11 protein-coding genes and 2 pseudogenes are annotated in these 25879 nt (G+C 66.7%); 4 read left to right on the plus strand and 9 right to left on the minus strand.

Annotated features, from left to right (window positions below):
* Nucleotides 1-23: 23 nt before the first annotated feature.
* The 3 genes from BLS74_RS29820 to BLS74_RS29830 all read right to left on the minus strand — a co-directional run bounded on the left by BLS74_RS29820 (nucleotide 24) and on the right by BLS74_RS29830 (nucleotide 12366).
* Nucleotides 24-8888 carry a hemagglutinin repeat-containing protein gene (locus BLS74_RS29820; RefSeq protein ID WP_093110986.1) on the minus strand — a complete coding sequence of 2955 codons (8865 nt, stop codon included), beginning with the start codon at nucleotides 8886-8888 and terminating at the stop codon, nucleotides 24-26.
* Nucleotides 8889-8909: 21 nt separating this feature from the next.
* Nucleotides 8910-10661 (minus strand): ShlB/FhaC/HecB family hemolysin secretion/activation protein, encoded by a 1752-nt coding sequence (locus BLS74_RS29825; RefSeq protein WP_244504080.1) that lies wholly within the window; start codon nucleotides 10659-10661, stop codon nucleotides 8910-8912.
* Between the two features lie 1201 nt (nucleotides 10662-11862).
* On the minus strand, nucleotides 11863-12366 hold the full coding sequence (locus tag BLS74_RS29830; protein ID WP_093110988.1) for an Lrp/AsnC family transcriptional regulator: 504 nt from the start codon (nucleotides 12364-12366) through the stop codon (nucleotides 11863-11865).
* A 91-nt stretch (nucleotides 12367-12457) separates the two neighbouring features.
* Here BLS74_RS29830 and BLS74_RS29835 point away from each other — a divergent pair, with 91 nt between their 5' ends.
* Complete coding sequence (locus tag BLS74_RS29835; protein ID WP_093110990.1) at nucleotides 12458-16048, plus strand: indolepyruvate ferredoxin oxidoreductase family protein; 3591 nt, start codon at nucleotides 12458-12460, stop codon at nucleotides 16046-16048.
* A gap of 460 nt (nucleotides 16049-16508) precedes the next feature.
* Here the strand turns inward: BLS74_RS29835 and BLS74_RS35605 are convergent.
* Nucleotides 16509-16601: pseudogene (locus BLS74_RS35605) on the minus strand (hypothetical protein); the annotation flags it as partial.
* Nucleotides 16598-17005: an anthranilate synthase component II gene (locus tag BLS74_RS29840; protein WP_280142682.1), complete on the minus strand. Its 408-nt coding sequence runs from the start codon at nucleotides 17003-17005 to the stop codon at nucleotides 16598-16600. The gene BLS74_RS29840 and the pseudogene BLS74_RS35605, both read right to left, overlap by 4 nt.
* Before the next feature lie 178 nt (nucleotides 17006-17183).
* Between BLS74_RS29840 and BLS74_RS29845 the strand changes: the two genes are divergently transcribed.
* Nucleotides 17184-17999, plus strand: coding sequence for a nucleotidyl transferase AbiEii/AbiGii toxin family protein (locus BLS74_RS29845; protein WP_093110992.1), 816 nt, complete (start codon nucleotides 17184-17186; stop codon nucleotides 17997-17999).
* A gap of 264 nt (nucleotides 18000-18263) precedes the next feature.
* On the opposite strand, the gene BLS74_RS29850 is transcribed toward BLS74_RS29845, so the two are convergent.
* Nucleotides 18264-19151 (minus strand): LysR substrate-binding domain-containing protein, encoded by an 888-nt coding sequence (locus BLS74_RS29850; protein ID WP_093110994.1) that lies wholly within the window; start codon nucleotides 19149-19151, stop codon nucleotides 18264-18266.
* Between the two features lie 110 nt (nucleotides 19152-19261).
* On the opposite strand from BLS74_RS29850, the gene BLS74_RS29855 reads away from it, so the two are divergent.
* A complete protein-coding gene (locus BLS74_RS29855; protein WP_093110996.1) occupies nucleotides 19262-20245 on the plus strand; it encodes an NAD(P)H-dependent flavin oxidoreductase in 984 nt (327 codons plus the stop codon).
* A gap of 512 nt (nucleotides 20246-20757) precedes the next feature.
* Here BLS74_RS29855 and BLS74_RS34665 read toward each other — a convergent pair.
* Complete coding sequence (locus tag BLS74_RS34665; protein WP_280142683.1) at nucleotides 20758-21420, minus strand: NAD(P)H-dependent flavin oxidoreductase; 663 nt, start codon at nucleotides 21418-21420, stop codon at nucleotides 20758-20760.
* A gap of 635 nt (nucleotides 21421-22055) precedes the next feature.
* Between BLS74_RS34665 and BLS74_RS29870 the strand changes: the two are divergent.
* Nucleotides 22056-22342: pseudogene (locus tag BLS74_RS29870) on the plus strand (DUF1330 domain-containing protein).
* Nucleotides 22343-23093: 751 nt separating this feature from the next.
* Here BLS74_RS29870 and BLS74_RS29875 read toward each other — a convergent pair.
* Nucleotides 23094-24815 (minus strand): acyl-CoA dehydrogenase family protein, encoded by a 1722-nt coding sequence (locus tag BLS74_RS29875; protein ID WP_093111000.1) that lies wholly within the window; start codon nucleotides 24813-24815, stop codon nucleotides 23094-23096.
* Complete coding sequence (locus tag BLS74_RS29880) at nucleotides 24812-25498, minus strand: TetR/AcrR family transcriptional regulator (RefSeq protein WP_093111002.1); 687 nt, start codon at nucleotides 25496-25498, stop codon at nucleotides 24812-24814. Before BLS74_RS29880 ends, BLS74_RS29875 begins: the two co-directional genes overlap by 4 nt.
* Nucleotides 25499-25879: the final 381 nt, after the last annotated feature.

The following is a 25879-nucleotide window of genomic DNA, read 5'->3' on the forward strand; positions in this document are numbered from 1 at the left end:
CGATTCTCTCAACAATAGCCATGTCACTGGCCGGAGAAGCGCATCGGCACCGTCTTGGTCGTGCCGTCGGCCTGCGGCACGCTGACATTGACCTTGAGCTCGCCCTTGAAATCGGCCGGCGGCTTGCCCTGGAAGGCGCCGGTCTTCGGGTCGAACTTCAGCCAGCTCGGCAGCGGCTTGCCGTCGCTGGTCAGGGCCTGGGCCGTCTTGCCCGGCGGCATCGCAGCGGGCAGCGGCACGCTGGCGCTGATCTTCTGCGCGCTGGGTGTGGACTTGCCCTGGTTGATCACGATGCCGCCCGCGCCGCCGCTGATCGTGGTGTTCTGCACGGTGGTGTTCTTCTGCTTGTCCACGTAGACGTTCGCCATGCCGCCGCCCTTCTGCTGCTCGTAGGGGGAGGCAGGAGGCTTCGCGGCGGGCGCGGCCGGTGTGCTTCCTGCCGCCGTGGGCGTCGGCGGCGGTGGCACGGCCGGCGGCTTGCCGCTGCTGCCGGGCGTGGGAGGAGGGGGAACCGCCGGCGGCTTGCTGGTACCGGGCGTCGCGGGAGGTGGCGTCGCCGGTGGCTTGCTGGTACCGGGCAGGGTTGTCGTTGCCGGGGCCGGGGCCGGGGCCGGGGCCGGCGCGGGCGTCCCGGCCGGAGGATTCGTCTTGGCGCCCGTCTTGTTGGAGGGCGTCATGCTCGATCCGGAGGCCGAGGCCGAGAAGCCCACCACCTGCGAGCTGCTGGTGCTGACGGCCGCCTTGGTCTCGAAGCTGCCGCCGGTGTCGACCGCCACGCCGTTGGCCGCCGCGACCTGGGTGCCTTCGAGCGAGGTGTTGCCGCCCGAGGACAGGCTGATCTTCCCGCCGCTCGCGATGCTGCCGGCCGTGGCGATGTTGCTGGCGGACTTGGACGAGCCGACGCCGAGCGACGCCTGTCCGCTGCGGTGATTGACGGCGGTGCCCTTGCCGGACGCCGTGCTTCCGATGAAGGTGCCATTGCCCGTGACCTTCTCCTTGTTGCCGCCGCCACCCGCCGCCGAGACGTCGACGCTGAGCGATTCGCTGGTCGCGATGGTGCGCGCCGCGTTCATGGCCAGGTTGCCGCCGGCGGCAACCGACACGTCGCCGGCCGTGCTGGCGATGGCCGTCCCGGTGAAGCTCGCGTCGCCGCCGCTGCGCAGCGTCAGCGGCCCGCTGCCACTCGAGATGCTGCCGGCCACATCCTGGTCGAGACTGCTGCTCGACTTGCCGACGCTCAGGTCCACGTTGGCGCTGCCGCCCTTCTTGGTCGCGCTGACGCCCGCCGCCACACCTACCTCCTGGCTGCTGGAGGAGGCGGTGTTCTTCGCGGCTGCGAAGTCGAGCTTGCCGCCCGCATCCACGGTGGCTGCGCCCCCGGCGGCGAGGTTGGTGCCTTCCAGGCGCGTGTCGCCCTGCGTCTTGATCGTGAGGTTGCCGCCGCTCGCGATGCCGCCGGTCACCGCCGTGCTGGCGCTCTCCTTGCTCTTCTCGCCCTGGTAGTTGACTTCGGCGCTGCCGCCCTTGTTCGCGATGTCCGCCTTCACCGAGCCGCCGGCGCTCGTCTTGCTGGAACTGCTGCTGCTCGTGTTCTGCGCCGCCTTGTAGTCGAGCGAGGCGGCCTCCAACGTGACGTCCTTCTTCGCGTCGATCTGCGTGCCTTCCAGCGTGGTCTTGCCGCTGGAGCTGCTGTTCACGCTGCCACCCATCCGGATCGTGGAGACCACTGCCGTGCTGCTGGCGGATTGCGAGGCCTCGTTCCCATACTCGTAGCTCGCCTTCACGCCGCCGCCGACGCCGACGTTCATCGACTGCTTGCTGGCGCCCGGCCCGACCTGGCCCTCCGCCGAGACGCTGGCCGAGGCCTCGCCGTAGGCGCCCACCTTGGCAGTGTGGCTCGTGCTTTCCGAGGAGGCGTAGGTGGTGTCGGCGGCCGCCAGGCTGGTGATGGTCTTCGCCGTCTGGACGAGGTTGCCGCCGCCTTCGATGCGCGTGCCCACGTCGGTGATGCTGTTGGTCGCCTTGCGCGTGATGTTGTTGCCCGCCGAAAGCCCCGAGGTCACGGCGGTGGTCGACCCTTCGACGGAGCTCGCGCTCGTGTTCGATCCGTACAGGCCCACTTCGCCCGAGGCCGAGGCATTGGCCTGGGCGCCGGCCTTGGCACCGAGGCCCACGCCGGCATCGGCGCTCGCGCCGGCCTGCGCCTTGCCCGATGCGTAGAAGCCCGCGGTGGTGCTGCTGCTGGTGGTCGACACCTGGTGCACGTCGTTCACCGCCTTGAAGCTCATGTCCGTCGCCGCGAGGCTCATGTCCTTGCCCGTGCTCATGGTCGAACCCTCGAGCGTCAGGTTGTCGCGCGCGGTGACGTCCAGGTTGCCCTTGGCGTTGATGGCCGAGCCCTGGTGCGTGGTGTCGAGCGTGCGCGTGGTGCTCTTCGTCTGCTGGAAGACATCGACGTGGTTCTCGCTCGTGGCCGAGGCGCCGGCGTTGGCGTCGGCACCCGCGTTCGGGTTGCCCTTGCCGCCGGCGGCCGAGGCGCTGACGCCCGCGCCCGATTGGGCCTTGTTGTCGGTGCTGGCCATCAGCCCGACCTTGGTGGTGGTCGTGCTGGTGCTGGAGGTCTTCTTGTCCTCCGCGGCGAGCAGGTTCACGTTCTGCGCGTTCACCGTCGCGTTGCCGCCGGCGTTGACGGTCGAGCCCTGCAGCGTGAGGTCCTTCGACGCGTCCACCGCGAGGTTGCCGCCGAAGTTCAGGTTCGAGCCGACATGGCGCAGGTCGGTGGTGTCGGTGGTCGTGGTGGTGGTCGAACTGAAGGCCAGGCCGGCGGCTCCCTTGCCGCCCGCGCCGGCCGACGCCTCGGCCGAGGCATTGGCGAGTCCGCGCCCCGAGCCGGCCTTCGACGCCGAATTGGCGCTGGCCGAGCCCTTGCCGGAGGCGCCGACCTGCATCGCGCCCGTGTTCTTGGTCGTGGTGTGGGTCTCGTCGTAGTTGCGGCCCGCGAGCACGTTGACGTTGGTCGCGCTGATCTTGCCGTCGCCCTTGACGTCGACGTTCGAGCCCTGGATCGTGATGTCGTTCTTCGCTGCGAGGCTGGCGTTCCCGCCGACGTCGAAGCTGCTGCCCACGTTGCGCACCGACAGCGAATCGCTGGTCGTCTTCGTGGTGCCGTACAGCGAGTTGTTCATGCCGAAGCCGCTCGCCTTGCTCTCGGTGTGCGTCGTCGTCGTGTTCTCGCGCGCGATGATGTTCAGGTTGTTGCCGGCCTGGAGCTCGGCGTTGCCGCCGACCTTGGCGTCGGTGCCGGCCAGCGTGATGTCGTTGCCGGCCTGCACCGCCAGGTTGCCGCCGACGGTGAGGCCGGACTTCACCTGGGTGACGCTCGTCGTGGTGGTGTCTTTGGTGCCGCTGCCGTGCTTGACCTGGATGTTCGAGAAGGTGCTGCTCGTGTCCGTCTTCTCGATGGTGTCGAAAGTCACGTTGCCGCCGGCCTTGAGGCTGGCGTCGGTGCCGGCATTCAGGGTGGCGCCGAGATTGGTGATGTCCTTCTTTGCGTCCAGCGACAGGGTGCCGGTGGACTCGATGCCCGACGTCTTGCCGAGCACGGTGCTGTAGAAGTGTTCGCCGCCACCGCCTTCGCTGGCCGTCTTGTTGACGATGCTGCCCTGCGTGGAGCTGAGGCTGACGTTGCCGCCCTTGATCAGGCCCGACAGGTTGGTGATGTCGCCCGCCGACGCGATCACGAGCGAGCGGCCGCCCACGATGGTGCCGCCGGTGTTGGTCAGCGAAGTGAGGCTGAGATCGGCGTCCTGCGCCGAGATCACGGCGCCGCTGGCGATCTTGTTCTTCGTGCTCTGCGCGAGGTAGACCACCGGCGCGAGCACGGCCTTGCCGTCGATCTCGGTCTGCACCATCCACACGATGTCCTGCTTGAGCGCGGCCTGCTGCGCGGGCGTGAGCGCCTTGCCGTAGACCAGGCCCAGCGACTGGCTCTGGCTGGCGGCGCTCTCCATCAGCCCCTTCATCTGCGCGTCCGCGCCCTGGTAGCTTGCGAGCACCGCGCTGCCCGTCTGCTGGATGAGCTGCTGCTTGACCAGCCAGGCTTCGTAGCTGGCGTCGCCCAGGCGCATCGACAGCTTGTCCGCGTCGTAGCCCAGCAGCCGGGTCAGGTAGTCCGACCCGACGGCGGCGGTGCCCGTCAGGTAGAGCGGATTGGTCTCCACGAGGTACCTGGCGCCCGGCGACTGCACGGTCACGAAGTAGCCGTTCGGATTGGTCGGCAGCGCGATGTTGATGCCGCCGAAGGAGGTCCCCTTCACGCCGTTGGCGGCGTTGGCGTCCAGGAAGGACATGGCCGGCAGCGGGCGCGCGCTCGTGCTGCCGCCGAAGCCCGTGGCGCCGATTCCGGCGACGGCGAGGCTCGGCCCCTGGCTGACGGCACTGTCTGGCAGCCCGCCTCGCGCGGCCGTGCGCGACGCCCCCGTCGAGGCGGGTGCCGCGGCTTCGCGCACGCCGTTGAGGTCCTGGTCGCTGCCCACGTCCTGCGCCGTGGAACCGTTGTTGATGAGGCTGAAGCCCGAGCCGCGCAGGCTTGCGGTGTAGAGGCCCGCCTTGAGCACGTTGTTGGCGGTCGGCGTCTGCGGGCTGTCTTCGTAGCCGCTGGTGTAGCAGACCGCGTCCCACGTGCCGTTGCGGTCGCACAGGCGATTTTCGTACTCGGTATCGGGGCCGAGCAGAACGTACTTCGTCGTGAGCGAATAGCGAACGATGTGCGGGGTCGTCGTGAGCGCCAGGTTGTCGTTGGTGAAAGTCGCGCCGGTGAGCTGGAAGCCGTGGCCCGCGTCGTCCGCGATGCCGAGGCCGGCATGCAGGGCGCCGTCCGTCTGCGCAGGGTCGTGGGAGAAGCCCTGCAGGTTCATGCTCGCACCGGCATAGATGGTGCCGCCGATGTTGCTGCCTTCGTGAAAGGCCAGCCGCATGTTGCGTCCGGCCGTGATCTGCGGGACGACCTCCGGCAGATCCTGCGAATAGGACTGCGTGGTGGTGTAGCTGTACTGGTACAGCGTGGCCACGTCCTTGTTGCCACCATCCGCGGCCCCGTCGTGGTAGTCGTCGCGCGAAGCGATTTCGGTGTGCGCGCTGTCAGGCCCCCGCGTGGTGATGCGCTGAAGTCCCGGGATCTCGTTCTTCAGGGTGGCCGCCACGATCGTGATGTCGTTGGTGGCGTTGATGATGCGGCCGTTGAGCAGTGTGTTCGCGCGCAGCGAGAGGCTGTCGTCGCTGTTGATGTCGCCCGTGTTGGTGAGCGTGCCGTTGGCCTGGGCGGTGAGCATGTGGCCCGCGTACAGCAGGCCCGCGTTGTTCAGGTTGCCTGCCTGTGCATCGGGTGTGGCGGCCGTGAGGTCGAGCGCGCCGCCGTTGGCATGCACCTTCAGGTCCTTCAGCGCCGAGATCGCGCCGGTCGCGCCGACCGCGATCGAAGGCGCCTGCACGTCGAGGTCGTGGGCCGAGAACAGCAGGCCGTCGTTGGCGAAGGCATTCGAGACCCGGATCGTGCCCTTGCCTTGGCGGCTCGCGTCCAGCGCGCTGAGGATGCGGCCGGTCTTGGCGCTCGCGCCTGTTCCCTGAACCGCCAGGGAAAGCGTCGAGGCATCGAGGTCGAGCGTGTACTGCGACACCATCGCGGCCTGCGCACCGATGCTCACCTTGCCGATGTTCACGGCGATCGAATCGCCGAGCGCGTTGCCGTTGAGCGCCAGCGTGGAATTCAAGTCGCCGTTCACGCTCAGCAGGCCGCCGCTTTGCAGCGTGCCGTAGACGGTGGCCGTGAAGCTGTTGGCGCCGAGGGCCTGCAGCGTCAGCGCGCCGTTGGCCACGATGTCGCCGTGGCCTGCCGTGCCGTCCACCTGGGTCGTGAGCCCGCCGCTGCCGATGCGGAGCGTGAGCGCGCCCAGCGACTGCAGCATGCCTGCATTGACGATGCTCTGGCCGGACAGCGTGCCGCCGCCGGTGTTCGTGGTGGCGAGGGTGATCGTGGTGGCGAGGGTGATCGTCGCGCCGGCCTGGTTGTTCACGCTGCCCGTGGCCGCGACGCTGGAGTCCGCACTGCTGCCGCCCTGGATCGTGCCGGTGTTCGTGATCTCGCCGACCGAAATCGCCAGCTTGTCGCCCAGCATGAGGCCTGCATTGGCGAGCTTGCTGCCGGTGCCCGCGATGCCGAGGGTGCTGCCGGCCTGCATCGTGCCGGCGTTGCTCAGACCATCGGCCGCGCTGATGTCGGCCTGCAAGCGGCCGCCGGTGCGCAGCAGCGCCGTCGCCTGGTTGTCGAGGCGGTTCGCGCTGAAGGTGGCATCCTCCTGCGCCTGCAGCGTGCCGCGGTTGGTCAGCAGGCCCGCCACGTTCACTTGGCTCGGTGCCGCGCCGCTTTGCGTGGACAGCAGCCAGACGCCCGCATTGTCGAGCGACCCTGCATCGACCCGGCTGCCACCAGCAGCCTGGATCCACCCGTTGGATTGGTTCTTCGTCGTGCCGGCCGCGAGGGTGAGGGTGCCGTCCGAGAGCAGATTCCCGCTGTTGTCGAGCGTCTCGGTTGCGCCGCCGTTGCTGTCGGCGATGTCCAGCGAGGTCCCGGCGTGGATCGTTCCGCTGTTGGCGATGGTGCCGTCCGCGCGCACGACGGCGCTGCCGTTGGTGGCATCCACGACGCCGGCATTGTCCAGGCCTTGCGCCGAGCTCAACGCGACGTTGGCGCCGCTGAGCGTGCCGCCGGCGGCGTTGCCGAGGGCGCCGCCGCTCGTGAGCGAGAGCGTCTTGCCTGCCTGCAGCACGGCGCCGTTGGCGTTCTGAATGGCACCTGAGGTGGTGGCGCCGAGGTCCCCGGCGGCTGCGATGGCATGGCGGTTGTCGAGTACGCCGGCCGAGATCGTGACATCGCCGGCGGACTGCACGACGCCGCTGTTGAGCAGGGTGCCGCCGATCTCAATGCGATCCGTCGCGCCGGCCTGTTGCGACAGCAGCCAGGTTCCCGTGTTGTCGAGCGAGCCGGCGCGGATGACGGAGCCGGTGGCCGCCTGGATCCAGCCGCCCGCCTGGTTGTCGAGCGCGACAGCGTTCACGTCCATGGCGTGGCCGGCGAGCAGGTCGCCGCTGTTGGCCAGCCCTTGCACGGCCGCGCCGTCGCGGCCGGCGACGACGATGTCCTGGGCGGCGCGCACGCTGCCGGTGTTGGTGAGCGTGTCTGCCACATGCAGGGTGGCGGTGCCCGTCACCGCGATCACCTTGCCGCTGTTGTGCAGGCTCGCGGCGGCGATCGTGTTGGCGCCGCCGGCCTGCATCCATGCGCTGTTGTCGATCGCCGCGGCGCGCGTCGTCATCGACTGGCCCGCCAGCAGGGTGCCGCGGTTGTCGATCGCCTGGGTTGCGCCGCCCGCGGCGTCGGCGATGTCGAGGTTCTGGCCCGCGTTGATCTGGCCGCTGTTGGCGATGACGTCCCCCGCGCGCAGCGTGACGCTGCCCTGGTCGGCCGTGATCGTGCCGGCGTTGGTGATGCCCTTCGCCGCATCGATGGCGAGTTGCCCGCCGATGCTCTGCACGCCCTGGCCGTCGCCGCTCGCGGTCGACAGCACGCCGGCGGCGGCAAGGCGCAGGTCGCCTCCCGCCCGCACGGCCGCCGCGCCGAGGGCGAGGTCGCCCGCGGTGGCGCTGGCCTCCATGGCCCGTGCCGACTGCAGGCGCGAGCCTTGCCCCGCGTCGATGCGGGTCGCGCTCGCCTGGAGGTCGTTGCCGGCGATCAGCGCCGCGCGTTCGAGCGCCAGGCCGCCCTGCGTCGCGGCCACCCGGACATCGCGGGCGGCGGTCAGGGTTGCATCGGCCAGCGCAATGGCTGTGGCATCGGCGCTGCTGCTCGCCACCAGCACGTCGCGCTGCGCCGACAGGCGGTTGCGCAGCTCGACGCGGCCGGCCGCCGAGAGCGTGAAGTCCTCCGCGCTGGCCGCCGCATCGCCCAGCATGCGCACGCCCACGCCGGCTTCGGTGGCCATCAGGCGGATGCGGTTCGCATACATGCCGCCGAGCACCGAGCTGTCGATCGCGTAGCTCGGCGCGCTGCCCAGCGCATCGGCGCTGCCGGTGATGGCGCGCGTGCCGTAGTCCCACTGGTTCGGGCCGGTGAAGATGCCCAGGTCCTTCGCGTTGACGTTGGCCTCGAGCCGCACCGAGCGCGTCACCAGGTCCAGCACCTGCTGTGCCGTGGCGTTCAGGCCGTTGCCCGTGACCAGGATGTCGCCCTGGTTGACGTTGAAGCCGCCGAGCGCGCCGTTCGCGGTGAAGAAGGGCACGCCGGTCGAGAGCGTCACCCGGTCGGTGTTGATGAAGCCGCAGCCCGAGCAGGTGATGCCGTAGGGGTTGGCCAGCACCACGTCGGCCTTGTTGCCCAGCACCTCGGTGAAGCCGGCCAGCGTGCTGCGGTTGTTGCTCACCACCTCATTGAGGATCACGCTGGCCGGGCTGACCATGTTGAAGTTCGCCAGCACCTGGCCGGCGAGCTGCGACTGGTAGTTGATCTGCTGCGTGCTCGTCGTGTTGTTGAGCACCAGGCCATTCGCGTTCACGTTGAACTGCTGGTAGCGGTTGTGCGACAGCCCCGCCGCGTTCGCGGCGTTGATGTTGACCACCGTTGTGCCGTTGGGTGAGACGTAGGCGCTGGCCTGGCCACCGGGGGCGAGCACGGCGGAGGGCACCTGGGCCTGCGCGGTCGACAGCGCGGCCGCGAGCGCCGTCGCGACGGCGAGGCGCGAACGCCTGCTGCTCTTGCCGCGCCCGCGTGCGGTTTCGGCGACGGCGACCCAGCTGCCGAAGGCGGCATTCCAGACGACACGATAGATGTGGTTCATGAGAGGCCTTTCAGCGCGGGTTCAGAGCGAATAGGAGAGGCGCACGCCGACCCGGGTCGATTCGCGCGTCATGGAGGCGGGCAGGTGGAGGGCGCGCGAGGCGAACAGGTCCACGCTCAGTCCGCGCCACAGCAGGGAGGCGCCGAGGGTGGCGCCCGACATCGAGCCCGAGGGCACGCCGTCGGCGTGGTTGCTCACGCGGCCGAAGTCGTAGCCGACATAGACGCGGCCCGACAGCGTCTCGCCGCCTGCCACGGTCTGCCAGGGCAGGGCGATCTCGTTGCGCCAGTAGTAGCCGCTGTCGCCGCTCAGGGTGTTGAGCAGCGAGCCGCGCACCGAGGCGATGCCGCCCACCAGGATCTGCTGCGAGCCGTAGAGCGTGTCGCGGCTGCGCTGCCCGCTGAACTGGCTCGACCACAGGAGCGGCTGGCCGCCGATGTCGAAGCGGCGGCTGTAGCCCAGGTCGAGCGTGAACTTGCTGAACTGCGCGTGCGGCAGCTTGTCCGAGAGCCCCGCCGGGTCCTCGAGCGCGCCCAGGATCGTCAGTCCCCGCACGAAGCCGAGGCGGGCGTTCAGCACGCCGCCGGCCAGCTGCGTGAAGGCGGCGGTGCCGAGGTCGAGCGTGCTCAGCTTGCGGCTGCTCACCGAGAGGAACTCGCCGCCCAGGAAGTTGCGGCTGTCCTGCGCCGTGAGCTTGGCCGACATCGACACGCGGCTCGCCTGGTCGCGATAGACCACGCGGTCGACGCCGAGGCTCTGCGTGGCGGTGCGCCCTTCGGAAGCGAGCTTCCTGCCGCTGGGAAGCACGAGTGTGTTGGTGTAGTCGCTTTCGCTCGCATCGACGCTGAAGCTGCTGTAGCCGAAGGGCACCGAGGCGCGCAGCGCCGTCATGCCGGAGTTGTGCTCGCGGTCGTGCGGCACCGACTGGCGGCGCGTGATCGCGATCAGCTCGTTCAGGCCCAGCAGGCTGTCGAGGCTGAGGGTGGCCGAAGCGCTCTTCTCGCCCGTGGCGGGCGTGCCCGTGTTGTCGTAGGTGGTGAAGAGATGCACCGGCAGCCGCGCCTTGTTGCGCACCACCACCACGCTCTGGCCGGGCTGGCTGCCGGGCTGGAGGTCCAGCGTGGCCTCGTTCGAGGACAGGCTGTTGAGCTGGTCGATGCCTTGCTCCAGGTCGCGCAGGTTCAGCAGGTCCCCGGGGTGCGCCGGGAAGGCGCCGGGGATCGACACCGCGCCGGCGCTGCGGCCGGTCTGCTGCAACTCGAAGCGCTCGATGCGGCCTTCCACCACGGCGATCTCGAGTACGCCGCTGCGCAGATCCTGCGCGGGCAGGTAGGCGCGCGTCGTGATGAAGCCGCGGTCAATGTAGCTCTTCGTGAGCGCCGCCAGAATGGCTTCGAGCTCGGCCGCGCCGAGGCAGCGGCGCGCGTAGTCGCGCGTGATGGCGTTGCCGACGTCCTCGGGCAGCCGGCTCGCGCCGCCGATGCGGATCTCGCGGATGTCGCGGCACGGGGCGCCGATGTCGGGCACCGACACTTTCGGCTCGATCGTTCTCAGGTCGGTGCCGCCCGGCGGCGGCCGCTGCGGCAGGGCGCGCTCCTGTTCCTGGCGCAGCCGCTCCTGCTGCTGGCGCTCGATGAGCTGGTTTTGGCGGTCCAGGGCGTTCGGGTCGATCTGTGCCTGGGCCGGCAAGGCCGTCGCCAGCAAGAGCAGTGTCAGCAGATGTGTTTTTTGTGTCTGTCGCGGCAGGCGGCGCCGGCGCTCGGCAATGGGCATGGTTCGGGTCCGTTGCGAAGCCGGTGCCAAGTGCGGGATGCGGACCCTGCGAGGGGCGTCGGCGCGGCTTCGTTTGGGCGCGAACTGTTACATGCAGATGCAATTCTGGGAATCACGGAAACCGGTGATTGGTGCGTGATTTCTGCGCGCAAATGCCTGCCTTGTATCTCTGGACGCAGGTTTCCGGCCTTGGCTCGCGCAGCATGACGGGGTTTCTCGGGAGCTCTGATGAGGGCGCTGGCCGCAGGAGCGGATGGAACCACGCAATTCCCGCTCGGCCGATCGAGAGAGAAGCATGGAATGAGGCGGGGAGGCAGCAGGGCAGCGTCTCGTCGAGCTACCTTGGGAGCTGTGGCGGAGACGCCTGAGGCTGTCGCGGCGCTGGCGCAGCAGATGCTCTTGCTCATGCGCGAGCAGGATCGCGAGCGGAGCTGGCTGCTGGCTGCTGGTGCAGGGCTGGCCGGCCAGCACAGGTGCGCCTAGCCGGCCGGCGTACCGCCTCGAGGAGGCATGCAGGCGTCGTGAACCTCTTGAAGCAATCGCATCCGCGGGACAAGCCCTGGCTTGTCACTCGCTACGACGGCGGGTTGGACAGAAGCACTTGCAGCAGATTGCGATTCCAGAGCACGGTCACGATCTTGTCGGTCGGATAGGGAGCCAGTGCGTGGACCACTGCCTGTGCAGCGCCGCGGCGCTGAAGTGATCCGCATCGGACATGCGGTCGCGGCGTGACCGTGCGTGGCGCCGACAAGCCCGTGCGTTTCAGCCCCTGCCGATGAGCCACTTGCGAACCGACACCACGCTCAAGCAAGCCGGTGAGTTGCCGATCGCCCTTGCGAAAGTGGTCGACCCGCGAAGCCCTTGAGCTCGAGCGTGCGCTGCAAGGCGGCGACGAGCGCTCCGGTAGGCTGCGTCCGCGTCCCACAGATTCAAGTACGTCGTGAGGTAGCCCGCGTTCTGTGCAGCGGGGATGAGGTCCTTCTCGAGGAATTCGGACTTTCCCATGCGCCGCTTTGCGTCTTGGCGGCCATGGAGTTTCATCATTCCTCATCAAGAATGAGAAGTTTCAAAATCCATGATGCCAAGTGAAACCTTGAGATTCAAGGCGCGCCGGTTCGACCCACCCGGTGCAGCCTAGGGGCCGGGCACGGCACTCATCGGGCTGAGTCCACGATGAAGAGCGTACCGAATCCGTCGCCGCTCAGGCGCGCGCCCTCTTGGTCGGCCCGAGGTCGACCGGCAGGCTTCCTTCGGACTTCACTTCCCTCAGCACGATTGCCGAACGCACGTGCGTGACGCCGGCCTGCTCGAACAAGGTGGTGTGCAGGAATTTCTCGTAGTGCTTGATGTCGGGCACCAGCACGGTGAGGATGTAGTCGGCCGGACCTGTCGCCGAGACGCAGCGCACGATCTGCGGGCTCGCTTCCACCGCCTTCTCGAAATCGCGCACCTTCGATTCGCTGTGCCGGTCGAGGTTGACCTCGGTCACGGCCGCGAGGTTGAGGCCGACCTTCTCGCGATCGACGACGACCGTGTAGCCGCGGATCACGCCGGAAGCTTCCATCTCCTTGATGCGGCGCCAGCAGGGCGTGGACGAAAGCCCGACCTTGTCCGCAATCTGCTGCACCGTCTGGCGCGCGTCGCGCTGCAGCTCGAGCAGGATCTGGAGCGAGTGGTTGTCAAGAGGAATGAAAACGTCGTTCATGGAGGGTGAGGAGAATAAATTTCTCAGAACTAGGGTCGGTTCCGGTGCATTGCAGAGGATATTCCTCCGAATGGCGAAGAACAATCCTCCAATGCACTTGATCACGACGACCCCTGCGCTGCAGCGCCCGGACTACCAGCTTTCAGACAGCCTCTGGGCGCGCTCGGGCGCCGTCTTCCTGACCGGCACGCAAGCCCTGGTGCGCTTGCTCCTGATGCAGCGCTGGCGCGATGCGGCCCGAGGGTTGAACACCCAGGGCTTCGTGAGCGGCTACCGCGGCTCGCCACTGGGCATGGTCGACCAGGCGATCTGGAAGGCCGGGCCGGGCTTCAAGGACGCAGGCATCCGCTTCGTACCCGCGATCAACGAGGAATTGGCGGCCACGCAGGTGCTGGGCACGCAGCGCGTGGAGTCGGACCCCGAGCGCACCGTCGAGGGCGTGTTTGCGATGTGGTACGGCAAGGGCCCGGGCGTGGACCGCGGCGGCGATGCGCTCAAGCACGGCAATGCCTATGGCTCGTCGCCGCATGGCGGCGTGCTGGTGGTCGCCGGCGACGACCACGGCTGCGTTTCCTCGTCGATGCCGCACCAGAGCGACCACGCCTTCGTGGCGTGGAGCATGCCGATCGTGCAGCCGGCCTGCGTGGCCGAGTACCTGGAGTTCGGCCTGTACGGCTACGAGCTGTCGCGTTTCTCCGGCGCGTGGGTCGGCATGGCGGCCCTGTCCGAAGTGGTCGAGAGCGCGGGCACGGTGGACCTCGACCTGGTCGAGTCCCGCGTCGCCGCCTGGGCCGATGCCGACGCAGTTCGCGCGGCCACCGGTCACGTCGCGCCGCCCGACGGGCTGCACTATCGCTGGCCCGACTTGCCGTCGCTGCGCATCGAGTCGCGCCTGGCCGACAAGCTGCAGGCGGTGGCCGCCTTTGCGCGCGTGAACAGCATCGACCGCCAGGTGATCGAGAGCCCGCATGCGAAGGTCGGCATCGTGACCTGCGGCAAGGCGCACTACGACCTGATGGAGGTGCTGCGCCGTCTCGAGGTGACGCCGGAGAGCCTGACTCGCGTGGGCGTGCGCCTCTACAAGGTGGGCCTGAGCTTTCCGATCGAGCCCACGCGCATCCGGGCGTTCGCACAAGGCCTGGACGAGATCCTGATCGTCGAGGAGAAGGGCGCAATCGTCGAGAGCCAGTTGCGCGAGCTGTTCTACAACGCACCGGCCGATGCGCGGCCGGCACTGGTGGGCAAGCACGATCGCGACGGCCGGCCACTGGTGTCGGCGCTCGGCGAGCTTCGGCCTTCGCGGCTGATCGAGCTGGTGGCCCATTGGCTGTCGGAGCACTTCCCGGATAACGCCGAGTTGGGCGACCACTTCCAGCATGTGCGCGACTTCACGCCGCCCGAACTGCTGAGCAACGGTGGCGACAGCGTCAAGCGCCTGCCTTACTTCTGTGCCGGTTGCCCGCACAACACCAGCACCAAGGTGCCCGAAGGCTCGACCGCACGCGCTGGCATCGGCTGCCACTTCATGGCCAACTGGATGGACCGCAGCACGGCGGGCCTGATCCAGATGGGCGGCGAAGGCGTCGACTGGGTCTCGCACTCGATGTTCACGCGCACGCCGCACGTGTTCCAGAACCTCGGCGACGGCACCTACTATCACTCGGGCTACCTCGCGATCCGGCAGGCGGTCGCGGCCAAGGCGACGCTCACCTACAAGATCCTCTTCAACGACGCGGTCGCGATGACCGGCGGGCAACCGGTCGATGGCGTCATCAGTGTCGATGCCATCGCGCGGCAGGTGGAATCGGAAGGCGTGAAGCAGGTCGTCGTCGTCAGCGACGCGATCGACAAGTACGCGCAGATCAAGGGCAAATTCCCGGCCGGCACCGAGTTCCACGACCGCAGCGAGCTCGACGCGGTACAGCGCCGACTGCGCGAGCTGCCCGGCGTCACCGTGCTGATCTACGAACAGACCTGCGCGGCCGAGAAGCGCCGCCGCCGCAAGAAGGGCGAGATGGTCGATCCTGCCAAGCGCCTCTTCATCAACGAGGCCGTCTGCGAGGGCTGCGGCGACTGCACCGTGCAGAGCAACTGCGTGGCGGTGCTGCCGCACGAAACCGACCTTGGGCGCAAGCGCAAGATCGACCAGACCAGCTGCAACAAGGACTATTCGTGCGCCAAGGGCTTCTGCCCGAGCTTCGTTGGCGTGACTGGCGGGGCGTTGCGCAAGAAGAGCGGGACGCTGGCCGCGGGCCGCGATGCCTTCCTGCGACACGTGGCCGCATTGCCACGGCCTGCGCAGCGAACCTGGGACGCGCCCTACGACCTGCTCGTCACCGGCGTCGGCGGCACCGGCGTGGTGACCGTCGGTGCGGTGGTCGCGATGGCCGCGCATCTCGAAGGCAAATCGGCCAGCGTGCTGGACTTCATGGGCTTCGCCCAGAAGGGCGGGGCGGTGCTGAGCTTCGTGCGCCTCGCCGATGTGCCCGAGCGATTGAACCAGGTGCGCATCGACACCCAACAGGCCGACGCGATCCTGGCCTGCGACATCGTGGTGGGAGCCTCGCCCGACGCACTACAGACCGTGCGCCATGGCCGCACCCGCATCCTCGCGAACACGCACGAGATCCCGGTAGCCGAATCGCTGCGCAACCCGGATGCCGACCTCAAGGTGGAGCTGCTGCTCGAGAAGATGCGCTTCGTCGCCGGCAGCGAACAGGTCGAGACCTTCGATGCGCAGACGCTCGCGGAGGAATTCCTCGGTGACACGCTGGCGTCGAACATCCTCGCGACCGGCTACGCCTGGCAGCGCGGCCTGATACCGCTGAGCCTGGAGGCGCTGACGCGCGCGATCGAGCTCAACGGTGTCGCCATCGCATCCAACCAGATGGCCTTCTCGCTGGGCCGGCTGGCCGCGGGCGCGCCGCAGGCGATCGAAGGACTGCGCAGCACCGCCTCGACCGAGACGCAGGATGAATCGCTGGAGGTGCTGATCGCGCGCGGCCGCAGCCATCTCACCGGCTATCAGAACGGGGCCTGGGCGGGTCGTTTCGAGGCGCGCGTGCGCGGCGTGCAGCAGCGCGAGGCGGCGCTGGCGGGGGGCGATCCATCCGTGCCTTTCAGTCGCAACGCTGCACGCAGCCTGCTCAAGCTCATGAGCTACAAGGACGAGTACGAGGTCGCGCGCCTGTACAGCGACGGCAATTTCCGCGAGAAGCTCGCGCAGCAGTTCGAAGGCGACGTCAAGCTGGAATTCCACATGGCCCCGCCGTTCCTGTCGCGGCCGAGGAACGGACAGCCGCCGGCGAAGATCCGCCTCGGCGGCTGGATGCTGCCCGCCATGAGGTGGCTGGCCCATGGCAAGCGTTTGCGCGGAACAGCCTTCGATCTGTTCGGCTACACGGCCGAACGCCGGCTCGAGCGCTTGCTGATCGAACAGTTCGATGCGCGACTCGACGAGTTGCTGGCCGAACTGTCCACGGACAACCAGAAGCTCGCGGCGCAGATCGCCGCCGTTCCCATGACGATCCGCGGTTTCGGCCACGTGAAGCTGGCCAACCTCGCGTTGGCGCGCGCCCGCGAGGCCGAGCTGATGCACCGCTTCGCGCCAGGGCGCTACCCGAGGCCGGCGGCGGGGGTGCAGGCGGGGCAGTTCCGGGGGATCGCGGTCGTTGCGAACTGAAACCCATCGAGTCCGGCCATGACTTCGTTGCGTTGCTGGGAATCTGTTCGCGCAGGTAGTCCAGGATGCTCTGCGAACGCGTCTGCACCTTGTCTGCGCGCCGGATCACGAGCTCCTGCGTGGCGCTGCGGTAGCTCACGACTTCGGCGAGTGGGCCTTTCGCATCGCCCATGAACGAGAAACGTGCCTGTCCAGGGGGCGTGAGGCTGCTGTCGAGCCAGAACGAGCACTCGGCGGTCGCCAAGGCGAGCTCAAAGAGAGCCTGTGCTTCGACTTGCGTCTCCACGTACTCCGCATGCAAGTGGCGCTGCGGCTCGCTGGTGGCCTGATCCGGCTCCCCGAAGCTTCCAAAGGTGTTTTTCAGGGGACGGCCCGCGCGCCACTCCTCGGTGAGCTCCCGAAAATTGCGCAGGAGCCTGGCGCCGAACTCCGTGCAGATCGATTCCGGGTGGAACTGTACGCCCCACCAGGGAAGAGAGACGTGACGCAGCGCCATCAAGGTGCCGTCCGAGGTCCAGGCGAGGGGTTCGAGCGATTGCGGCAGATGCGTCACAGCGAGGGAGTGGTAGCGCGCACCGCTTGGAAGCGATCCGGAATGCCCCGGAACAGATCGCGTTGGGCATGGGAGATGCGGTCAATGCGGCCATGCATCGGTCTCATCGCGAGATCGACCACTGCGCCGCAGTGGTGGGCGATGGCCTGGTGGCCCAGGCACACGCCGAGCACGGGCTTCGACGAGCAGCGCAGCGCGTCGGCAGATATTCCGACGTCCTCGGCCCGCTGCGGCCGGCCGGGGCCCGGCGAGATCACGATGTTGTCGAATGCGAGGCCTTCCACCTTGTCCCAGGTCATCTCGTCGTTGCGCACGACGAGGGGCGGCTCGGCGTTGCAGGCGCAGAGGTACTGATAGAGGTTGTAGGTGAAGGAGTCGTAGTTGTCGATAAGGAGCGTTTTCATGCGCATATCCCTTCAGCGTTGGAACAGATCATGTTCAGCCGAGGCGACACGAGGGGGCAACTACCGTTCTTGGTAGTTGGGAGATACGAGGTGCGGTCGACATCAAACTTGTCACCCAGTCCAGATCGAAGCAGAGCTCAAAGGCGCCTGCGGTTGGGCGCGGCAGTACCATCGTCGAATGATTCGTGGCAAGACGGCAAAGACGGCCAGCGGCGACAGCCTTGAGCAGATCAAGCGCGTAGCCATCGCAGCCATGTTCTCGGACGACGAACTCCTGGAGCAACTTGTCCTGAAGGGCGGGAACGCCATGGACGTGGTTCTTCAGGTCAACAGCCGAGCGTCGGCAGACCTCGATTTCTCGACGGCGCGCGACCTGGACTTTGTGAAGGCGCAGAAGCAAGTCGAGCGTGCGCTGCAGTCCACGTTCGAACGAGAACTCGGCTACCTGGCATTCGATATCCGCATGAATCAGCGACCGGGCAAGATGCCTGACGACCTCGCTGCCTTCTGGGGAGGCTATCTCGTCGAGTTCAAACTCATTTCGCTCGAGCGAGCCGGCGCGCTTGAACGCGATCTGGCGCAGATGCGCAGAGAGGCCGTCAAGCTCGGCGAGGGGACGAGGTTCACAGTCGACATCAGCCGGCATGAGTACACCGAAGGCAAGCAGGAACACGAGCTCCTTGGCTATCGCATCTACGTCTACTCGCCGGCCATGATTGTCAGCGAGAAGATTCGGGCCATCTGCCAGCAGATGCCGGAGTACGCAGACATCATCAAACGCAAGGGGTTGGGAAACGAGCGCGCGCGAGACTTCGTCGACATCGAGGCGCTGGTCAACATGTTCAAGGTCGATCTGGCCGAAGAGAGGGTGAGGCACATGGTGCAGCAGATGTTCGAGCTGAAGCGCGTGCCGTTGCAGCTCATCCCGCGAATTGCCGAAGTCCGCGATTTTCACGCTCTCGGTTTTGCTGCAGTTGTCGATCGGCGCCCATGATGGTTCCGCCGACCGTTTGCGCATCAAGGTGTTAGGCGCCGGTTCCGCACGCTACATTGAACCCGCTGTTCACCACACTTTGAATTTTCGGGCGGGTTTTTCACCATAGATTGAATTTTCCGGTTGCCAGGCCGCACGACCCGGTCGCGGGTTGGCTGGCGCTGCCGACGACCGCTTTCCGGCAATCATGATGTCCGCTGGCGGGCTGGAATGGGCCCATAGCGGAGAATCGCTTGTCTCCAAAGCCGACGCTCACCTCCGCGATCAGATCGTCGCCGCAGTCACCAGCTCGGTCGCACCCAACCGCTGCTCGAACGCCGACATCGTTGTGCCCGCGGGGATCGCGCTGCGCCGCACGAACAGGGTTTCGACAAAGAGAGGTTCCGGCACAAACGGCTCGATGCGAAGCGCGCCCCGCGCCTGGCTGGTCTCGACGACGCTGCGCGGCAGCACCGTCACACCGACATTGCCACCGACGCAGCCCAAGATTCCCTCCACGGTGCCCATTTCGAGCCGTCGATAGGGCACCCATCCGCGGTTGATGAATTCTGCGTCCAGACGCTGCCGATAGGAGCAGCCTTGGCGAAATGTGATGACCGTCAATCCACCCTGTGCGAGTCGCTCGCTCATGGTGTCAGTGCCGAGCGCGGTGACCAACACCAGCTCTTCGCGAAACGCCCGTCGAGTGACGAGATCCGGGTGATTGATCGGCCCCGCGACCAATGCACCGTCCAGGCGATGGGCCAGGACGTGCTCCAGCAACTCGGCGGTAGGCCCGGTGCGCACCTCTATCTGCACCTCGGGATAGGCCTTGTAGAAACCGGCCAGCAAACCGGGCAGCCGCACCGCGGCGGTCGTCTCCATGGATCCGATGCGGAGGCTGCCCTTTACCACTCCGGTGTCGGATACCGCGGCGCGGGCTTCGGCCGCGAGTGCCTGAAGGCGCTCCGCGTAGATCAGCAGCCGCGCGCCGGCTGGCGTGAGCGTCACGCCACGGCTGTGCCGCACGAACAGGGGGACATCGAAGTCGGCCTCAAGCTGTTTCATGCGCAAGGTGACGTTCGACTGAACGGTATGCAGTTCGAGTGAAGCGCCCGTGACGGAGCCCTGCCGGGCGACGGCCAGAAAGGTTGCGAGCGCGGTCGAGTCCATGACTGCTCCCATCTGGATTGCTGAACGCAGGCATCTTAAATATTTGCTGTTCAAGATGCGAGCCAAAGCCGAAAGTGATGCTTCCCTCATCACCCTCCGGAGAGCTCGTCATGGCACTGCGAACCACGCTCAACGCGATGCTTGGCGTCAAGCATCCGATCCTGTTGGCGCCGATGGACATCGTGGCCGACGCACGGCTGACGCTGGCGGTCGCCGAAGCGGGCGGCTTCGGCTTCTTGGGTGGCGGATATGGCGACGAAGCATGGCTGAGGCGGGAACTCACCGAACTGGCCGGGCCGGCCCGCGAGCGGGGTCTTCCATTCGGTGCCGGCTTCATCACCTGGAGCCTCGCGCGCAAGCCGGAGCTATTGGATATTGCACTCGATCATGGAGCGGGCGCGATATGGCTGTCTTTCGGCGACCCGGCAATTTTCGCAACGCGAATCAGGGCGGCGGGAGCGAAGCTGATATGCCAGGTGCAGACGGAGGCGATGGCGAAAGCCTGCCTCGATGCCGGCGCCGACATCCTCGTCGCGCAGGGCGCGGAGGCTGGCGGTCACGGTGTCAGCCGCGGCACATTGACGCTTGTGCCGGCCGTGGCAGACTTGTGCGGCCCGCGCGTGCCGGTGGTCGCCGCGGGCGGTATTGGCGACGGACGCGGGCTGGCGGCATGCCTGATGCTTGGCGCGGCCGGCGTCGCGCTGGGCACGCGCTTCTATGCAACGGTCGAAGCTGCCGGGTTCCAGGCAGCCAAGCAACGCATCGTCGGAGCTGGCGGCGACGACAGCATGCGCAGCGTCGTGTTTGACATCTCCCGCAGGAATGTCTGGCCCGCTCCATTCACCGGGCGATGCTTGCGGAACGCCCATCTGGAGCGCTGGGCCGGCCGCGAATTGGACTTGATGCGCTCGATCGATCAGGAAGGTCCGCGCTACGCCGCGGCACGGGCAGCTGGGGACTTCGAGATCGCGGCGGTGATTGCGGGCGAAGCAGCAGCCTTGATCCACGATATTCCCAAGGCAGCCGACGTGGTCGCGCGGATGATCGACACAGCGAGTGAGTTGCTTCGCGACGGGGCTGATCACTTGGGCTAGGGCTAGTTTCGGTCGAGGCGGCGGTCGCCTTATCCTCGGCCGACTTGCCCCTCGGCGCTGAGCGTCGAGAGACCGAGTGCTGGTATCAGCCGATCTCAGGTACTTCCTGCGACATTGGGACGGATACCGATGACCACTCCTGGCCGACTGCCGCCGGCAGCGTGCTACCTTCGGGCGCCCCGGCTCGTTGCAGATCAACGATGGTCGAATGGCTCGTACGGCAAGCTCCGCTTGGCAAGTCGAAGAGAGCGATCTTCTCCTCGGCGCTGGGTGGTGCCGATCTCGGTTTGGTCCGCGCGCTCTTGAACCCGAAGACCAAGAGCCGTCCATCCGGCGCCTCGTCGATGTGCCGAACGGATCGGGGCCGAGAGCATCAGACCCATCGCCTGACGTTACAAGCTCGCGTTCCACGAGATCCATTTGCGACCGTGTGTGCGACGTCTAGCCCTCGAACGCGGGATTGGGCTACGTGAGTAGCGGACCGTGGATCGCTGAGCATCGAGTGTTCCCTCTCATGTCAGCAGCTCCGGCAATCTGCGGATCGTGTGATGGGCTTCGGAGACTACTTGCTCCACGATTGCCGCTGCGGGAAGGATTTCGTGGATGAGGCCCACCCCCTGACCTGCATAGTTGGGCATGAGTTCCGTACGACCCACCGTTTCGATCGTCGGAGGCGCGCTTGCGAATGGGAGCACGTCGACGGACTTGTCACCGAGTAGGTTTCTCGCAATCGGTCTGGAGGGTGGCGAGCGACCTTCGGTGAGCGGGCTTTTGAGCAGGCGATGCGGAACGCGGGTGGGCCATGGAACGCGCGGGATGTCACTGTAGACAGCGTCTGTCTCCCGAGCCTCGAGCAGCCGCCGCTTGTATTCGGGGTGCGCGGCGCATTCGTCACTGGCGACGAAGCGGGTGCCGATCCAGACGCCTTCGGCCCCGAGCGAAAGCGCCGCAGCAAGGCCGCGGCCGTTCGCAATTCCGCCTGCTGCGAGGACCGGCCTGGGTGCGACTGCCTCGACGACCGTTGGCAGCAAGGCCAGCAGCCCCACTGCCCGCGGACGTGTCCGCCTGCCTCGATCCCTTGAGCCACGATCACGTCGACGTCTGCCACCGCAGCGTTTCTGGCTTCTCCTGCCGACCCGACCTGAAGGATCACAATGATTCCAGCAGCATGGCACCGACTCACGAATGGGGCGGCATCACACCAGAAAAGCGATAAGACCGGTACGCGCTCCTCGAGGCAGACCTCAAACTGGGCTTCAGCGCCACCGGGCGCTGGAGCGCATGGTGGGACAAGGTTGACCCCAAAAGGGCGGCTGGTCAGGGCGCGCGTCCTGCGGATCTGGTCCCGTATGAAATCTGGTGACATGCGGATCATCCCGAGCATCCCGAGACCCCCCGCGTTGGAGACCGCAGCGGCCAACTCGGCACGTCCGACGCCGCCGAGGCCAGCTAGCACCACCGGGTGGCGGATGTCGAGCATTCTTGTGAAGCGCGTTGAGATCATCCAATGCTCCTCAAGATGCGCCGGGCGGATGCATCTATGGCTCCTCTCTGACTGACTCATGGTTGTCCAGATCGGACGCCAAAACCGGCGCGTGTTAAAGACGCTCGTGCGGGAAGTCCGCCGTCAGGCTACGCATCTTCCTGCTGTTTCCGGGCTCCGGTCAACGTCGGCTTGTGGTCGCGTTCTGCCTTCTGTCACGAAGCCCAAATCAGTGCGTTGAAGAAGTTTCGGAAGGATAGGTCCGGCACGACATCTGGTGCGTGCGTTGGCAATCCGGCATCATGACTGCAGACGAAGGAGAACGCCGTGACCGCATACCTCATCGCGCAGACCGAAATTCACGATCATGAGACCTATGACAGATACAAGGCGCAGGTCTTGCCCATCATTCAGAAGTTCGGAGGCGTTTCATCGTGCGTGGCGGCGCTCTTGAAGTGCTGGAGGGCGATTGGACGCCGAGCCGACTGGTGGTGATTGAATTCCCTTCCATGCAGCACATCCGCGACTGGTTCGCTTCACCCGAATACGCGCCACTGCTGGCACTGCGGCAGCCTGCGGCTGTTGACTCTCTGGTAGCAGTTGAAGGCTGCTGAGGCCTTGATTGGATTGGCACCCGGTGTCGCCTGACTGGTGCGAGATGTTGGGGCGCAAGGCCAAGCGACTGCTCCTGGGCCCCTTTCCGGCTGTCGCACACATTCTGCCCTGCCCGGCTCCGCCGCCCGTGCCCGTGCCTGGCACCGGCCTGGCGCCTATTCCCATCCTATCCAGCGGGCCCAGTGTCGCCCTCCCTGGCCGGCGCAAGAACCCGCCTGTCAGGCCGCGGGGCCGGCCGCCGTGCGCCCGCTGCTGTTCCCGGCCCTGGCTTCGCGCCGCCAGTTCCATCTAGGCTGCAAAAAATTCCAAGTGAGTTGAAAACCGACAGTAAGTTGAAAACCGACATTAGTGTCGATCGGCGCCCATGATGGTTCCGCCGACCGTTTGCGCATCAAGGTGTTAGGCGCCGGTTCCGCACGCTACATTGAACCCGCTGTTCACCACACTTTGAATTTTCGGGCGGGTTTTTCACCATAGATTGAATTTTCCGGTTGCCAGGCCGCACGACCCGGTCGCGGGTTGGCTGGCGCAGCCGACGACCGCTTTCCGGCAATCATGATGTCCGCTGGCGGGCTGGAATGGGCCCGTTGCAGTCCTTCGGCATCAAGAGAAGCTGACCTCCGCCAAGGTTGTTGAACGGCCATGAACGGCCCTTCGCCAACGACTGCTGTGGTGCAGGCCAGCAAGCGAAATCATCATGGCCCATCTGGGCCGGCGCAGCGGGGGCCGCGTTATCGAGGCCGTTGGTTCTCAGCGTATGACGTGCGCGCGATCGACAATGGCATCCGCTTGCGTCCGCGAGACGGCGGATCCCATCGTTCCGAAGAGCGTTCCCCAGCCGTGTCCTGACCCAGCCAGACGGGTTACAAGGAAGCCGTCGATGACTTCATCGGTCGAGTGACGCAGCAGTTCCGCGCCCTGTATCGCACGGGCGAGTGCCTCGCTCGCCGCCCGCGCGAGGAACTCATCCTCCATCGCCTTGTCCAGCAAGGCCTGCAGACCATCGACAAAGGCGTCGAATTGCCGGCTCTCGCCGCGCACGGCTTCCAACTCCGCCATCACCGCCGCCCGGCAGTTCGGGTCTTTGAGCATGGCGCGTCGCACATCCATGCACATCATGTTGGCCGTGCCTTCCCACACGCTGTTCAACGGCGCCTCGCGGTACAGGCGGGCCACTGGGTTCTCTTCGACGAATCCGTTGCCGCCGTGGCATTGCAACGCCTCGTAGGCAATCGCCGGAGCCCGTGAGCAGCTGAAGAACTTGGCGATCGGCGTCGCGACGCGCGCGAATGCGGTCTGCTGGGCATCACGGCCGATATGGTCGGTCGCCTTGGCCACGCGCAAGGCGAGCAGGGTCGTCGCCTCCACCTCGATGGCCATGTCGGCGAGGACATTGGCCATCATCGGGCGCCGCGTAAGTGGCGAGCCGAAGCCGCTGCGCGTCGAAGTGTGGTTCAGGGTCAGGGTCAGCGCCTGCCGCATAAGCCCTGCAGAACCCACGGCGAAGTCCAGTCGGGTGAAGTGGGCGTGAGAGAGGATTGCGCGAATCCCGCCGCCCTCTGCGCCGACGCGGATGGCGAGGCTGCCGCTGTATTCGATTTCGCTGGACGCGTTGGACTTGTTGCCGGCCTTGTCTTTGAGCCGCTGGATGAAGAAGCGGTTGTAGCTTCCATCGGGGAGCGTGCGAGGCAGGAAGAAGCACGTTACCGCACCGTCCACCTTGGCCAGTGTGAAGAACCCATCGGACTGCGGCACCGAGCAGAACCACTTGTGCCCCGTCAGCTCGTACCAGTGGGCAGTGGCACCGTGGTAGTCCGCGGAGTGCGAGAAGATCGCCGTGGTTTGGGTCTGGCGCAGGTCCGAACCGCCCTGCTTCTCGGTCATGGCATAGCCGATCACGACCGCAGGCTTGTCCGCGACCTCGCGACGGCTGAACTCGTATTGCGTGCCGCGAACCTTCTCAGCCCAAATCCTGAGCGCGGGCTCATGCTCGAAGCCGGCATACGCGGCGTACGCCATTCCTGTGGGGCATCCCGTACCGTGCTCGACCTGGTTCCAAAGCAGCGACAGCACGGCCCGCGCGAAGTGCGGTTGCGGTCCTGGCGCGTTCCATGCCAGCGAATGCACTTCGTGCCTCCACGCCAAGCCCATCAGCTCATGCCACGAGGGATGGAACTCGACCCAATCGATGCGGTTCCCGTAGCGGTCATGCGTCTTGAGTTCTGGCAGGTGACGGTTCGCCAAGCGAGCAAGCTCCTGCACCGCCTCGTCGCCCACGAGGCGCCCCAGCGCCGAGCAGCGGGACGCGGCCCAGGGCGCTTCGCGTTGAATCGCCGCCATGAGGACGGCATCCCCATCGAAGGCATTGAAGCCGGAAGCCGGTTGCGCCTGGTTCCTCACCACGTGCGTGGCGTAGCGGTCCGAAGTCGTCGAGCTCGGCAGCAACTGCGTGGCCAAAGCGGGTGCGTTCATGCCTGTCTCCTTGCGGTGGTTGCTCGGGGCCGAAGGGACGACACCCAGCCGCCCCGCGTCGCGACCGCCGCGCAGCAGATGTCAGCGATATCGCCGGCGAGGTGTCGGACCGCCTCGGCATTCTCTGGGCCCGCTCCAAACTCAGCGTTGAGCGGCGACAGCGGGCCGATGAGTCCTTCCATGAAGCCACCAACAATCACGGTCGCGGCGACGTTGGCATCGAGGTCCGCACGGAACGCGCCCGACTCCTGGCCGTCCCGCACGATGCGCATGATTTGCTTGCTGATGGCATGCCGATAGACAAGGCGCGCCTGGTCAATCTCCGGGTCGCACGGTTCGGCAATGAGGGCGTAGGCCAGGCGTCGATTGCGCATGGCCCGACTGACGAAGGCATTCACGGCCGCATGCAGCCGCTGCCCCTCCGGCTCTGAGCCGTTGGCAATGGCTTTAAGCACATCGACCTCGCGCTGGGACACCGTGGACAGCACCTCGACGAACAGGTCCGCCTTGGAGGGGAAGTAGCGGTAGACGGTCCCGGTGGCCAGGCCCGCCGCCGCTGCGACATGGCTCACCTGAGCCTCGGGCCAGCCGCCCTCGCTTACCAGCGAGCGCGCCGCTTCGAGGATGCGCATTCGGTTGTCCGCGAGCCTTGCCTCGACGCTGTCAGTCTTGCGATAGGCCATGAAGAAGTGAATCCAGGTTCATCAATTAGTGAACTCTAGTTCACTTCTTGCTCTCCTGCAAGCGACTTACGCTTTCTCGATGCGGGAGGCCGGGCGCGCGTCCTTGCCAGGCCGCGACGTTACCGGTGGTGCTGCGGGCTCGGCCTGGCGGAAAGCCACGGGCTTGTTTCTTCTCGCAGGAACCACTTGAGTCGCTGATCAGGTGCACGGACAGCAAAGGCGAACGGCCGCTTTCAGCGTACCAAGTCGCACAGTTGAGAGGACAGCTTGGGGTCGAGAGCGGCGTCGAGCGGCTGCTTCTATGAGGACTTGTTTGTCAAGCGTTCCGGTCAACGTATCGATGGGTGGTATTTCATGGCGGCCCCCGGGTGTTGCTGAGCG

The sequence above is a fragment of the Variovorax sp. CF079 genome (assembly GCF_900101545.1).
In the GTDB taxonomy this organism is placed as follows: Bacteria; Pseudomonadota; Gammaproteobacteria; order Burkholderiales; family Burkholderiaceae_C; genus Variovorax.

Bases quoted from the DNA above. Each gene is read 5' to 3' on its own strand.
- BLS74_RS29820 (WP_093110986.1), bottom strand. From the start codon at position 8,888: ATGAACCACATCTATCGTGTCGTCTGGAATGCCGCCTTCGGCAGCTGG.
- BLS74_RS29825 (WP_244504080.1), bottom strand. From the start codon at position 10,661: ATGCCCATTGCCGAGCGCCGGCGCCGCCTGCCGCGACAGACACAAAAA.
- BLS74_RS29830 (WP_093110988.1), bottom strand. From the start codon at position 12,366: ATGAACGACGTTTTCATTCCTCTTGACAACCACTCGCTCCAGATCCTG.
- BLS74_RS29835 (WP_093110990.1), top strand. From the start codon at position 12,458: ATGCACTTGATCACGACGACCCCTGCGCTGCAGCGCCCGGACTACCAG.
- BLS74_RS29840 (WP_280142682.1), bottom strand. From the start codon at position 17,005: ATGAAAACGCTCCTTATCGACAACTACGACTCCTTCACCTACAACCTC.
- BLS74_RS29845 (WP_093110992.1), top strand. From the start codon at position 17,184: ATGATTCGTGGCAAGACGGCAAAGACGGCCAGCGGCGACAGCCTTGAG.
- BLS74_RS29850 (WP_093110994.1), bottom strand. From the start codon at position 19,151: ATGGACTCGACCGCGCTCGCAACCTTTCTGGCCGTCGCCCGGCAGGGC.
- BLS74_RS29855 (WP_093110996.1), top strand. From the start codon at position 19,262: ATGGCACTGCGAACCACGCTCAACGCGATGCTTGGCGTCAAGCATCCG.
- BLS74_RS29875 (WP_093111000.1), bottom strand. From the start codon at position 24,815: ATGAACGCACCCGCTTTGGCCACGCAGTTGCTGCCGAGCTCGACGACT.
- BLS74_RS29880 (WP_093111002.1), bottom strand. From the start codon at position 25,498: ATGGCCTATCGCAAGACTGACAGCGTCGAGGCAAGGCTCGCGGACAAC.